This window comes from Bradyrhizobium sp. BLXBL-03 (assembly GCF_051853015.1).
In the GTDB taxonomy this organism is placed as follows: Bacteria; Pseudomonadota; Alphaproteobacteria; order Rhizobiales; family Xanthobacteraceae; genus Bradyrhizobium; species Bradyrhizobium manausense.
This window is the reverse complement of sequence record NZ_CP182470.1, coordinates 269,072-281,534: the sequence shown is the minus strand read 5'-3', so window position 1 is coordinate 281,534 and position 12,463 is coordinate 269,072. Positions and strand designations below refer to the sequence as shown.

Below are 12,463 nucleotides of genomic sequence, written 5' to 3'. Positions count from 1 at the left end.
TCTAGTTGCGAAGCTGGGCGAGGCGCTGACCCGCCTCCGCCGATCCGAGTGCCGCGGCCTTCTGGTACCAGTCGCGCGCGGCGGCCGCGTCGCCGGCGATGCTCCGCGCGTCGCTGGTGCCCAGCACGGCCGGATCATAGGTCTGTCCCAGCAGGAACGCGGCCGTTGCATCCTGCGCATTGGCCGCGCGTTCGAGCAGCAGACGGGCTGCAACGATATCGCCGATGCTCAACAGGCTCTTCGCGCGCGTCATCAGCCCGGCCAGCGTGTCGGCGTCGAGCGTCTTGACGGGCGCAGGCGGCGCAGCGACGGGTGCGGGTGCCTGGGCTTGCAGCGCCGACTGATAGGCGGTCGCGATCGCTTCGCGGCTCGGCGTTGACGGTGGAGGGAGGTCTTGGGTGTCGGCGCTCGCCAGCTTGGTGTCGGTCACGCGGACCGGATCTTTGAGCGGGATCTGCCGTACGGCCGGCGGGCTGGTCGACGCCATGGCCTGCTCCGCGATGCCCACCCAGCGACCGGCATTGGCGGCCAAGAGGCCGCGAAAGTCGGACTGAAACAGTGTGACCAGAGCCGCCAGGGTGGATGCCGCCAGAACGGCCGCGAGAACACGCGGGACAAATCTGGAGCGCAACTCCACCGGCGCATATTCGCGTGGGTCCGGCACACCGAGCGGATCGGACAAGAAGAGTGGAATTGGATCGTCTTGTGAAAGATCAGCCCGCGCGGCGCGAGCACGGATAAAGGACGCGGTTGGCGGATGTGATGCGACTCGATTGGAGTCGAGCGCCCTCGACTCCTTCGACGGGCGATGCGCCGTCGTCTCCATGGTGATGCTCCCCATTACTACGCAACGCAGGGGCATTCCCGGCTTCAGTCTTCTTGCTTTTGTCCAGAAGTGTCCCGCAAATGGAACCGGTAAAACGCAGCTTGAATCAGCCCAAAAAACGACGGCGGTTTGCGCGAATCGGGAAAAAGTTGGGTTTGATTGGGGCGGCGCGGGGGAATGCACCGCAATTTCGGCGGTGATGGTTGAGGGAGGTTCAACCACACGGCGCCGCGCTCGAGCACAGCGTAGAGAGAGAGAGAGAGAGAGGACGCGCGATAACACACGCCAATGTCATCCCGGCTTTCGCCAGGACGACTTGGGGGCAGTCTTCGCTATTGCGTCACCTCACGGATGCAAGATCACCTTGCCCATGGCCTGGCGTCCCGCCAGCACCTTCAGTGCGTCGGCGGTCTGCGCCAGCGGGAAGGTGCGGTCGACATGCGATGAGATCTTTCCTTCCGCCGTCCATTTCACCAGCTTCTCGAGATTGGCGCGGTTCTTTTCCGGATTCTGCCGGGTCCAGGCGCCCCAGAACACGCCTCTGATATCGCAGCCCTTCAAGAGCGCGAGGTTCAGCGGCATCTTCGGAATGTCGCCGGCGGCAAAGCCGATGACGAGGAAGCGGCCTTCCCAGGCGATCGAGCGCAACGCCTGTTCGGCATACGCACCGCCCACCGGATCGAAGATGATGTCGACGCCCTTGCCGCCGGTGAGCTTGCGCAGGCCTTCCTTCAGATCTTCCTTGGCGTAGTTCAGCGTCAGCTCGGCGCCGTGCGCTTTGGCGAATTCGAGCTTCTCTTCGGACGAGGCGCAGGCGATCACCTTCAGGCCCATCAGCTTGCCGAGCTCGCACGCGGCAAGGCCGGTGCCACCGGCAGCGCCGAGCACGGCAAGCGTCTCGCCCGGCTTCGGGCTGGCGCGATCCTCCAGCGCATGCAGTGCGGTGCCGTAGATGATGATGATGCCGGCCGCGCGGTCGTAATCGAGATTGTCGGGGATCTTCACGATCCCGGCTGCCGGCAGCGCGATCTTTTCGCGCGCGCCGTTGTGACCACACGAGGCGACCACGCGATCGCCGACTTTGAGATCAGTCACGCCGGATCCCACGCTCTCGATCACGCCGGCGACCTCGGCGGCGGGCGAGAACGGGAACGGCGGCTTGATCTGGTACTTGCCCTGGATCATCAGGATGTCGAAGAAATTCAGCGCCGCCGCCTTGATCGCGATCACGGCCTCGCCGGGCCCAGCCACCGGATCCGGCACATCGGCGAGCACGAGATCGTCAGGCTGGCAATATTGCGAGCAGAGGATGGCTTTCATGGCGGCACCTTCTTGAGAAGTAAGTACTGGGGCGTTTCGCGTGGAATTATAGTTGGGCCGGTTTTGCCGGATTTGGCGCGACCGGACAATCCGGATTCTTTGTCTGAGGCTATGTTCGGCCTATCCTCGTCATTGCGAGCAAAGCGAAGCAATCCAGAGTCCGTGCGGCGGAAATAGTCTGGATTGCTTCGCTCCGCTCGCAATGACGGAGCAAGCAGAAACAGCGAGGATTCAAACGATGTTTGAAACAGGTCTGCTTAGGGACAAGCGCATCCTCGTCACCGGCGGCGGCTCGGGCCTCGGTGCTGCGATGGGGCGCCGCTTCCTCAGCCTCGGCGCCGAGCTCGTGATCTGCGGCCGCAAGCTCGACCGTCTCGAAGCGACCGCGAGCGAGATGCGCGCAGAGACCGGCGGCAAGGTCACGACCATCGCATGCGACGTTCGCGATGGTGCCGCGGTCGACGCGATGATGGACGCGATCTGGCGCGAGGCGCCACTCGACATCCTCGTCAACAACGCTGCCGCGACCTTCATCGCGCAGAGCGAGCATCTGTCGTTCCGCGCGGCCGATGCGATCCTGGCACCGACGCTGCATGGTGCGATGTACTGCACGCTCGCTGCCGGCAAGCGCTGGATCGATGGTGCGCACAATGGTGTCGTGCTCTCGATCCTCTCGACCTCGACCATCACCGGCCGTGCCTTCACGGTCCCGTCCGCGATGGCGAAGTCGGCGGTGCTGGCGATGACCAAGAGCCTCGCGGTGGAATGGGGCCCGAAGGGCATCCGCACCGTCGCGATCGCGCCGGGGCCATTCCCGACGCCGGGCGCATCGGGGCAGCTCCGCCCCGAGGGCCGCGACGAGGGGTGGACCACCCGCAACCCGCTGGGACGCGTCGGCCAGCATAGCGAGCTTGCCGACCTCGCCAGCTTCCTGGTCTCGGATCGCGCCGGATACATCAACGGTGAGATGGTGGTGATCGACGGCGGCGCGCATTTGCGCAGTTCCGGGGCCGAGGACCTGTTGCGATGGACTGAGGCGCATTGGGCGGAACAGCGCGCCGCGCGGTCCAAAAGCTAACCGTGGTTTCCCGCTAACTGCCTTCCCAAACTGGACTTTCCCGGTTATCCCTGCGCGGGGACAAATCGCCGCCGGGCCATCTTCCAGTCACAATATTGAGGGAACCACTCCAGCATGTGGCGGGCGCTCTTTTTTGCTTTGATGACTGGCGTGGCGGCGTGGGGGTTGGGTGAATCCGCGCGCGCCCAAACCGCGCAACCGGCGCCGAAGGCGGCGGCCAAGCCAGCGGCACCAGCCGCCAAGACTGAAGCCAAGTCCGAAGCCAAGTCCGAAGCCAAGACTGAAGCAAAGACGGCCGCCAAGCCCGAGAGCAAGCCGGCCGGCCCTGCCGCGGCAGTCGCGGGTGGCGCTGAGCCGACGCTGATCGGCCAATTCGGCACCTGGGGAGCCTATGCGGCGACACCCAACGGCAAGAAGGTCTGCTTTGCGCTGGCAAAGCCTTCTTCGTCGAAGACAAATCCGCCGAACCGACCGCGCGACCCCGCCTATGCCTTCGTCTCGACCCGGCCGGCCGAGAAGGTGAACAACGAAGTTTCCGTAATGATCGGCTACGCGCTGAAGCCGGGCTCGGAATCGACCGTCGAGGTCGGCGGCGCCTCCTTCGCGATGTACACGCAGGGCGACGGCCTCTGGATCAAGAACGCGGCCGAGGAGGAACGGATGGTGGAGGCCATGCGCAAATCCGCCGATCTCGTGGTCAAGGGCGTCTCGGCCAAGGGAACGGAGACGACCGATACGTTCTCGCTGAAGGGTCTCGCCCAGGCCCTCGACAAGATCGCGCAGGATTGCCGGCGGTAAGGCTAAGTAATTGCCACGGTCGCAATCGGCGGTTCCGGTTGCTATATAAAGCCAGTTCCAGATCTCTTCCGTCATTCCGGGGCGATGCGCAGCATCGAACCCCGAATCTCGAGGTTCCAGGTTCAGCTCTTCGAGCTGCCCCGGAACGACCAACCCATTAGGCCCATCAATGCAACCGACGACCGAGCCGCACAACGCAATCCTGGTGGAGAAGACTCCGCTCGAAACCTATGTGCCGCCGGCAAAGCCGTCGCTGATCGGCCTGTCGCGCACTGAACTTGCCGACCGTCTCGGCGAGATCGGCGTCGCGCCGGCACAGCGCAAGATGCGCGTGCAGCAGCTCTGGCACTGGCTCTATTTCCGCGGCGCCCAGAGCTTCGACGATATGACCTCGATCTCGAAGGGCATTCGCGCCGAGCTGGCGCAGCATTTCACCGTCGACCGGCCCGAAGTCGTGGCCGAGCAGATCTCCAACGACGGCACCCGCAAATGGCTGCTGCGCCTGCCGAGCGGCGACGTCGTTCAGAAGGCGCATGAAGTCGAATGCGTCTACATCCCCGAGACCGATCGCGGCACGCTCTGCGTCTCCTCGCAGGTCGGCTGCACGCTGAATTGCTCGTTCTGCCACACCGGCACGCAGCGCCTGGTGCGCAACCTCACCGCCGGCGAGATCGTCGGCCAGATCATGGTCGCGCGCGACCGTCTGAATGATTGGGCTGACCGCGAGGACGGCACGCGCCGCGTCACCAATATCGTGATGATGGGCATGGGCGAGCCGCTCTACAATTTCGACGCGGTGCGCGACGCGCTTTTGATCGTCGGCGACAATGAAGGCATCGGCATCTCTCGCCGCCGCATCACGCTGTCGACCTCGGGCGTGGTGCCGAACATCGTCCGCGCGGGCGAGGAGATCGGCGTCATGCTCGCGATCTCCTTGCATGCGGTGCGCGACGAGCTGCGCAACGAGCTGGTGCCGCTCAACCGCAAATATCCGATCAAGGAGCTCTTGCAGGCCTGCCGCGATTATCCCGGCGCCTCGAACGCCCGCCGCATCACCTTCGAATATGTGATGCTCAAGGGCGTCAACGATTCGCTCGACGATGCAAAGCTGCTGGTGAAGCTGCTCAAGGGCATTCACGCCAAAATCAACCTGATCCCGTTCAATCCCTGGCCTGGCACCGCCTATGAATGCTCGGACTGGGACCAGATCGAAAAATTCTCCGAATACATCTTCAACGCCGGCTATTCCTCGCCGGTGCGCACCCCGCGCGGCCGCGACATCCTCGCCGCCTGCGGCCAGCTCAAGTCGGAGACGGAAAAGCTCTCGGCCCGCGAGCGCCAGGCGCTGCGCGCCATGGCGATGACGGATTGAGGATGACGGCGCTCTCAACGCTCGTCATGGCCGGGCTTGATCCGGCCATTTATGTTTTGAGCCCGTCATTCCGGGGTGCGCGAAGCGCGAACCCGGAATCTCGAGATTCCGGGTTCGACGCTGCGCATCGCCCCGGAATGACGGTGATACTCAAGGGGGCTCTCAGATGTCCCTGATCGGCCGCCTCATCGTCATCTTCATCGGCTTTCTCGCCGCCTGCTTCGTCGGCGGCATGATCGTCGTCGGCGCGCTGCTGTTTCCTGAGTTCTCCGATCTCGGCGCCGGTCCCGTCGATCAGGGCGCGATCGACATCCTGCTCGGCTTCGGCTTCATCTTCGTCTCCGGTTTTGCACTGGTGCCGGCGGCGGTGATCGTGGCGATCACGGAAGCGCTCTATATCCGCAGCGCGCTCGCCTATGCCGTCGGCGGCGGTCTCGTCGGCCTCGCCTGCTATCTCGGCCTCATCCCGTTCCATCCCGATACGTTCCAGTTCGAAGGCATCGTGCGCCGGCATCTGGAGATCATGACCGGCGCGGGCATCGTCGCCGGCGTCGTCTACTGGCTGATCGCCGGTCGCAATGCCGGCGCCTGGCGCATCCCGCCGGCCCCGCGCCGGCCGCCTCCGCCGCTGCCGTCGAATTCGCGGCTGGATGGGCGGTAGTTCATTCCGTCATTCCGGGGCGATGCGAAGCATCGAGCCCGGAATCTCGGGATTCCGGGTCTGGTCCTTCGGACCATCCCGGAATGACCATGGCAAGGGTTTCCATCCCGGCCCCACTCCGCTAAACCGCGCGCCATGAACCGGACTGGACTCTTCATCGCCCTGGCGCTGTGGCTCGTGATCGGCGTCGTTTTCGGCCTTTATCCCGAGCTCGATCTCAAGCTCGCCGCGCTGTTCTTCGATCCCCAAACCAAATCCTTTCCGCTCAAGCTGAATGAATGGGCCGCCCTCGCGCGCGATGCTGCGATGTGGGTCTCCTGGGTGTTCGTGCTGCCGTCGCTGGTCGCGCTCGTGGTCAAGATGGTCAGGCCCGACCGCCCGCTGATGGTATCGGGACGCGCGATCGTGTTCCTGCTGGTCACGATCATCATGTCGGCCGTGATTCTCTCCAACCTCACCTTCAAGACCTATTGGGGCCGGCCGCGGCCGGTGGTGGTGACCGAGTTCGCCGGCGATCAGCAATTCGTGGCGTGGTGGGATCCGCGCGGCGATTGCGAACGCAATTGCTCTTTTTTCTCGGGCGAGGGTGCGACGGCATTCTGGACGCTGGCCCCCGCCGCGCTGGCGCCTCCGGCCTGGCGGCCGCTCGCCTATGCCGGCGCGGTGGTGTTCGGCGCCGTAACCAGCGCCCTCCGCATGGCCTTTGGCGGCCACTTCTTCACCGATGTCGCAACCGCCGGCCTCGTGACTTTCATCGTGATCTGGTTCGCTTTCGCGTTGATCTACCGCTGGCCGCGGACCCGGTTCTCGGACAAGGCCGTCGATGCCGCCCTGACCCGGCTGAACATGCCCGCTTACCGGCTCCGCAAGCGCCTGTTCGGCCGCAAGACGGGTCCCGCACCCTCGATCTGAGGCCATTAAATGGGTGCCGAGACGTGCGAAATTTGATATTCGCGCGGTCACGTTCACCCTCACGTCAGCCCCTTGAAACCCCGAATTGGAAGCCCCATGACCACGATCCTGAAAAGCCTGCCCAAGGGTGAGAAAGTCGGCATCGCTTTTTCGGGCGGCCTCGACACCTCTGCGGCGCTGCTCTGGATGAAGCAGAAGGGCGCGCGCTGCTACGCCTATACCGCCAATCTTGGCCAGCCCGACGAAGCCGACTACAACGAGATCCCGCGCAAGGCGGAAGCGTTCGGTGCCGAGAAGGCCGTGCTGGTCGATTGCCGCACGCAGCTGGTACACGAGGGCATCGCCGCGATTCAATCAGGCGCCTTCCACATCTCGACCGGCGGCATCACCTATTTCAACACCACGCCGCTCGGCCGCGCCGTGACCGGCACGATGCTGGTCGCGGCGATGAAGGAGGACGGCGTCAACATCTGGGGCGACGGCTCGACCTTCAAGGGCAACGACATCGAGCGCTTCTATCGCTACGGCCTGCTGACCAATCCATCCTTGCGCATCTACAAGCCCTGGCTCGACCAGCAATTCATCGACGAGCTTGGCGGCCGCGCCGAGATGTCGGCATTCATGACCGCGCAGGGCTTTGCCTACAAGATGAGCGCCGAGAAAGCGTACTCCACCGACAGCAATCTGCTCGGCGCCACGCACGAAGCGAAAGATCTCGAAAGCCTCGACCGCGGCATCAAGATCGTCAACCCGATCATGGGCGTGCCGTTCTGGCGCGACGATTGCGTCGTCAAGGCCGAGAAGGTCGTGGTGCGTTTCGAGGAAGGCCAGCCGACCGCGCTGAACGGCAAGACCTTCTCTGATCCGGTCGCGCTGTTCCTCGAAGCCAATGCCATCGGCGGCCGCCACGGCCTCGGCATGAGCGACCAGATCGAGAACCGCATCATCGAAGCCAAGAGCCGCGGCATCTACGAGGCGCCCGGCATGGCGCTCTTGCATATTGCTTATGAGCGCCTCGTCACCGGCATCCACAACGAGGACACGATCGAGCAGTACCGCATCAGCGGCATGCGCCTCGGACGTCTGCTCTATCAGGGCCGCTGGTTCGATTCGCAGGCGTTGATGCTGCGCGAGACCGCGCAGCGCTGGGTTGCCCGCGCCGTCACCGGCGAGGTCACGCTCGAGCTGCGCCGCGGCAACGACTATTCGATCCTCAACACCGAGAGTCCCAACCTGACCTATGCGCCTGAAAGGCTCAGCATGGAGAAGGTCGAGGACGCCGCGTTTACGCCGGCCGATCGCATCGGTCAGCTCACCATGCGTAACCTCGACATCGCCGACACGCGCACCAAGCTCGGTCTCTATTCGAAGACCGGCCTGCTGTCCGGCAGCGAAGGCTCGCAGATTTTCCGGCTCGAGAGCGACAAGGGCTGACAGTCTCGTAGGCTGTTGTAGATGGGGTAACGGGCACGGAGGCCTCCCAAGCCAGCCGCGCTAGCTACGGCGCTATTTGAAGGCGCGCGTCGCGCGGCTGGCTTGGGAGGCGGTCGTCCCTCAGACTGATGGTATCAAACGGAGTCGGGCAAGCCCGCTCCAAGCATCATTGAGGAACGACCATGCACCACTATGCCGGAATCGACGTATCATTGGAATGCTCAAGCGTGTGTGTTGTTGACGCCAGCGGCAAGATTTTGCGGGAGGCCAAGGTGACGAGCGAGCCGGAGGCACTGATCGCCTGGTTCCACGGTTTGGGTTTGGGCCTCGAGCGGATCGGGCTGGAAGCCGGACCGCTGTCACAATGGCTGTTTGCGGCGATGAAGGCTGCCGGTCTTGCAGTGGAGCTACTGGAGACGCGGCACGTCCGCAAAGCCTTTGAGGCGATGCCGGTGAAGTCTGACCGCAACGATGCGCGCGGCATCGCCCAGTTGATGCGGCTCGGCTGGTTCCGCCCGGTGCATTGCAAGTCGATGGACGCGCAGGAGACGCGCACGGTGTTGACCGCCCGCAAGCTGGTGCAGTCGAAGTTGCGCGATGTCGAGAACAGCCTGCGCGGGATCTTGCGCGGGTTTGGGCTCAAGGTCGGACCGACGACAGAACGAAGTTTTTGCGGACGGATCCGTGAGCTGGTGGCAGGTCACCCGAACCTGGAGACCGTCGCAGAGGCCTTGCTGGCGGTACACGCTGTGCTGCTGCGCGAGTTCAACGGTTTTGAGAAGCAGGTTCGTCGGATGGCGCGTTCCGATGCCAAAGCCAAGCTGCTGATGTCGACCCCGAGCGTCGGACCGGTTGTGTCGCTCACCTATGCTTCGGCAATTGACGATCCAGCCCGATTCAAATCGTCCAAGCAAGTGGGGGCGCATTTCGGGATAACCCCGAAGAAGTATCAGTCCGGCGAGACCGACTATACCGGTCGGATCAGCAAGATCGGTGACGCTTCGGTGCGCACCGCGCTCTACGAGGCCGCACACATCATGCTGACCAAGCCGCTCAAAGGCTGCACCGAGCTGAAGAGCTGGGCGATGCGGATCGCCAAGCGAGCCGGCATGAGCAAGGCGAAGGTCGCGCTGGCGCGCAGATTAGCTGTGATCATGCATCGGATGCTGGTCGATGGGACGCCGTTCAATCCAGCCCACAAGAAAATCGCTGCTGCAGCTTAAACAAGGAGGCAAAAGGTTTTCGAGCGGGTCACGACACCTCCCTCTCGAAGCGAAGTCCCCTCGCCGGGACGATGGATCAGGTCAGACCGCAACCCATCCAGTGGCCCTTGCGACCACGCGAACGTAGATTGGTCGGCCTATCCTCTTCAAACCCCATCAGGTGGCGGCCTTGCGCCGACCCCGTACAGAAGCAAGACCCCGGCGAACGGTACGACGCAAAAAAGGGATTGACCTTTGAAAGCCCGTTACAGAAGGGTGGGTTAGCTCCCGGCTGCGCGAAGCGCAGTCCGAGGGCGTAACCCACCTCTTCTGTTGCCGCGGATACCGACAGCGGTGGGTTACGCCAAGGGACTGCGCTTCGCGCAGCCCCGGGGCGAACCCACCCTACCAGAAAAACAAAAATGGCCGGGATCGCTCCCGGCCATTTTGCTTTGTGGCGATCGTCTCAGCGCGGCGGCGTGACGCCGGGCGGGGGCGGCGGCAGCGAGGCCGTGCCGCCATTGAGCAGCGGCGTGATGCGACGGATGGTGACGCGCCGGTTGATGCGGCTCGGACCGTCGGTCTGCTCCTTCAGGTACTGCTTGCCGTAACCCTGCGACGTCAGATTCTCGGCGGGCACGCCGAACTGCTGCGTCAGCAATTCGGCCGCGGCCTGCGCGCGGCGATCCGACAGCGACAGATTGTCGACGTCGTTGCCGACCGCATCGGTGTGTCCCTCGATCAGGAACACCTCGCGCGGGTTGCGCTGGATCGCACGATTGAGGCCGTCGGCGATCACCTGCAGCCGCGCCGCCTGATCCGGCGGAATGGTCCACGATCCGGTCTCGAAATTGATCGTGTTGACATCGATGCTCGGCATCGCCATGCGGACGTTCGGCGAGTAGCGGATCTCGTCGAGCGAATAACGCCGCTCGATCCGCTGCACCGGCGGCGCTTCCATGGTCTCGTAGATCACATCGGGCGTAGCCTCCTGAGCGTCGACGATATAGCGATCGTAGGGAATGTTGACGACCGGCGGCGGCACGTCGACATAGAAGCCGCCCACCGACCGCGGATCGCGGTAGCTGTTGTCGATGATGACGAGCTCGCGCCCGCCGGGGTCCCTGCGGATCCGGCGCAGCAGCGAACCATCAGGGCCGACCACGGTGATCACCTCGCTGCCATCGGGACGGATCACGACGGTGCGGGTTTCGCCGCCGACGGTCTCGGTGCGGATGTCACGGGCACCGTAGCGGAAGCGGTAGAGATCGTTGCCGCGAACATATTCCTGACCGCTGGGATCGCGGATGATGATGCGATCCGGTTCGGTGTAGACGGTGCGGCCGCCTTCCACGACCTCCTGCCGCTGGTTGCGGTAGTCGGCGATGGTGGCGCCGATCACGGCACCGGCGACGACGCCCGCGCCGAAGGCGAGCGGCGTCAGGTCACGCTGCGGCGGGCGCGGCGGCGGCGGCAGCGGAGCGGCCACTGCCGGCGCTGCACGGAACGCCGGCGTTACCGTCGGCGGTGCGTATTGAGCCTTGTCGGGCGGCGGAGCCGCGGCCGGCGAAGCAGGGACGACTGTCGGAGCTGCGACGCCGGGCGGAGGAGCCGGGGGACGCGGCGCCGCGCCGGCCTGCGGTGCCGCAGGCGGTGCTCCGGCAGCGGGCGCCGTTCCAGCAGCAGGCGGCGTTCCACCTTGGCGTCCTGGCGTTGCGCCACCGGGCGCCGGCGTCGCCGTTGGAGCCGGGGCTGGAGTCGTTGTTCCCCCGGCCGGCGGCGCGCCGGGACGTCCTGGCGGCGTCGTGCCAGGCGCTGGCGTTGCTGACGGTGTCGGTGTGGCTGTCGGGGTTGGAGCCGGCGTCGGCCGGCCTGCCGGCGCTGCGGGCGTCGGTGTGGCCGTCGGGGTTGGAGTCGGCGTCGGCCGACCTGCCGGCGCTGCGGGCGTCGGTGTGGCCGTCGGGGTTGGGGTCGGCGCCGGCCGGCCTGCCGGCGCTGCGGGCGTCGGTGTGGCCGTCGGGGTTGGGGTCGGCGTCGGCCGACCTGCCGGCGCTGGAGGTGTCGGCGTGGGCGTCGGGGTTGGCGTTGCCGTGGGCGCCGGCCGAGCCGCAGGGGCCGCGGGCGGCGGAGGTGTTGGCGTTGCGGCCGGACGAGCCGGTGTCGCGGCCGGCGCCGGGAGCGGTGCAGCGGGAGCGTGCTGCTGCGGAGGCGGTGTCGGCGCATGCTGCTGCGGAGCCGCAGCCGGAGGCGGCGTCGGCGGCTTGGGTGCAGCAGGCGGCGGCGGGGGCGGCGGGGCCTGATGGGTCGCGGGCGGCGGAGGCGGCGGCGTCGGGCGTGCCGGTGCGGCAGCCGGTGGGGGTGGAGCAGGCGGATGCGGCGGTGCAGCCGCGGGGGGCGGTGCGGCCGGGGGCTTGGGCGCAGCAGGCGGTGCAGCGGGAGGCGCGGGAGGCGGCGTCGCCGGGCGGGCGGCAGGCGCACCGGGCGGCGGTCCCTTTGGCGCTTCCTTCGGAGGCTGCTTCGGTTTTCCGTCAGGGCCCGTCTCCGGCTGGGCCTGCGCGACCACGAGCGGCGGCGCGCTTTGCGCATGAGCTGCGGAGCCGGCAAATTGCATCGCGGTCAGGGCCGTCGTGGCGAGCAGCACGAAACGAAGGTTGGTCATGTGGTTGAACTTCCCCGGAAGGTTCTTTGACGATGTGAAGTCGGGTGATGAACAGCTAGGCGTTAGGCTGGATTGTGGCAGGCCAAGACGTTGCGTCGCGATTTATTTCTGCATGCAATTCATGTCACGAGGACAACGTTCATTGCGCATTCAGGCGTGAGTCGCAATCGCCTCAGATGTGATCGCTCTCGTCTCACATGT

At 65.3% G+C, this 12,463-nt stretch carries 10 protein-coding genes; 7 read left to right on the top strand and 3 right to left on the bottom strand.

Annotated features, from left to right (window positions below; translation table 11 throughout):
* Window position 1: 1 nt before the first annotated feature.
* Entirely contained in the window at window positions 2-826 is an 825-nt protein-coding gene (locus ACNJX9_RS01340) for a hypothetical protein (protein ID WP_057740851.1), read from the bottom strand.
* A gap of 345 nt (window positions 827-1,171) precedes the next feature.
* A complete protein-coding gene (locus ACNJX9_RS01335; protein ID WP_057740561.1) occupies window positions 1,172-2,146 on the bottom strand; it encodes an NADPH:quinone oxidoreductase family protein in 975 nt (324 codons plus the stop codon).
* A gap of 238 nt (window positions 2,147-2,384) precedes the next feature.
* Between ACNJX9_RS01335 and ACNJX9_RS01330 the strand changes: the two genes are divergently transcribed.
* The 7 genes from ACNJX9_RS01330 (at window position 2,385) to ACNJX9_RS01300 (ending at window position 9,624) form a co-directional block, all read left to right on the top strand.
* Complete coding sequence (locus ACNJX9_RS01330) at window positions 2,385-3,224, top strand: SDR family oxidoreductase (protein ID WP_439407591.1); 840 nt, start codon at window positions 2,385-2,387, stop codon at window positions 3,222-3,224.
* A 114-nt stretch (window positions 3,225-3,338) separates the two neighbouring features.
* A complete protein-coding gene (locus ACNJX9_RS01325) occupies window positions 3,339-4,022 on the top strand; it encodes an invasion associated locus B family protein (RefSeq protein WP_439407590.1) in 684 nt (227 codons plus the stop codon).
* Between the two features lie 169 nt (window positions 4,023-4,191).
* Window positions 4,192-5,394, top strand: coding sequence for a 23S rRNA (adenine(2503)-C(2))-methyltransferase RlmN (gene rlmN, locus ACNJX9_RS01320; RefSeq protein WP_057740555.1), 1,203 nt, complete (start codon window positions 4,192-4,194; stop codon window positions 5,392-5,394).
* 166 nt (window positions 5,395-5,560) lie between these two features.
* A complete protein-coding gene (locus tag ACNJX9_RS01315) occupies window positions 5,561-6,055 on the top strand; it encodes a hypothetical protein (protein ID WP_057740554.1) in 495 nt (164 codons plus the stop codon).
* Window positions 6,056-6,190: 135 nt separating this feature from the next.
* The gene (locus tag ACNJX9_RS01310) at window positions 6,191-6,967 is read left to right on the top strand and encodes a phosphatase PAP2 family protein (protein ID WP_439407589.1); all 777 of its coding nucleotides are present in this window, start codon (window positions 6,191-6,193) and stop codon (window positions 6,965-6,967) included.
* Between the two features lie 96 nt (window positions 6,968-7,063).
* Window positions 7,064-8,401 carry an argininosuccinate synthase gene (argG, locus tag ACNJX9_RS01305; protein WP_057740551.1) on the top strand — a complete coding sequence of 446 codons (1,338 nt, stop codon included), beginning with the start codon at window positions 7,064-7,066 and terminating at the stop codon, window positions 8,399-8,401.
* A 182-nt stretch (window positions 8,402-8,583) separates the two neighbouring features.
* Window positions 8,584-9,624 (top strand): IS110 family transposase, encoded by a 1,041-nt coding sequence (locus tag ACNJX9_RS01300; protein WP_439405246.1) that lies wholly within the window; start codon window positions 8,584-8,586, stop codon window positions 9,622-9,624.
* A gap of 445 nt (window positions 9,625-10,069) precedes the next feature.
* Here the strand turns inward: ACNJX9_RS01300 and ACNJX9_RS01295 are convergent, their stop codons facing one another.
* A complete protein-coding gene (locus ACNJX9_RS01295; protein ID WP_439407588.1) occupies window positions 10,070-12,262 on the bottom strand; it encodes an OmpA family protein in 2,193 nt (730 codons plus the stop codon).
* Window positions 12,263-12,463 lie beyond the last annotated feature (201 nt).

What these genes read in the sequence shown, in the direction of transcription:
- ACNJX9_RS01340 (WP_057740851.1), bottom strand. Translation starts at nt 826, where the DNA reads ATGGAGACGACGGCGCATCGCCCGTCGAAGGAGTCGAGGGCGCTCGAC.
- ACNJX9_RS01335 (WP_057740561.1), bottom strand. Translation starts at nt 2,146, where the DNA reads ATGAAAGCCATCCTCTGCTCGCAATATTGCCAGCCTGACGATCTCGTG.
- ACNJX9_RS01330 (WP_439407591.1), top strand. Translation starts at nt 2,385, where the DNA reads ATGTTTGAAACAGGTCTGCTTAGGGACAAGCGCATCCTCGTCACCGGC.
- ACNJX9_RS01325 (WP_439407590.1), top strand. Translation starts at nt 3,339, where the DNA reads ATGTGGCGGGCGCTCTTTTTTGCTTTGATGACTGGCGTGGCGGCGTGG.
- rlmN (WP_057740555.1), top strand. Translation starts at nt 4,192, where the DNA reads ATGCAACCGACGACCGAGCCGCACAACGCAATCCTGGTGGAGAAGACT.
- ACNJX9_RS01315 (WP_057740554.1), top strand. Translation starts at nt 5,561, where the DNA reads ATGTCCCTGATCGGCCGCCTCATCGTCATCTTCATCGGCTTTCTCGCC.
- ACNJX9_RS01310 (WP_439407589.1), top strand. Translation starts at nt 6,191, where the DNA reads ATGAACCGGACTGGACTCTTCATCGCCCTGGCGCTGTGGCTCGTGATC.
- argG (WP_057740551.1), top strand. Translation starts at nt 7,064, where the DNA reads ATGACCACGATCCTGAAAAGCCTGCCCAAGGGTGAGAAAGTCGGCATC.
- ACNJX9_RS01300 (WP_439405246.1), top strand. Translation starts at nt 8,584, where the DNA reads ATGCACCACTATGCCGGAATCGACGTATCATTGGAATGCTCAAGCGTG.
- ACNJX9_RS01295 (WP_439407588.1), bottom strand. Translation starts at nt 12,262, where the DNA reads ATGACCAACCTTCGTTTCGTGCTGCTCGCCACGACGGCCCTGACCGCG.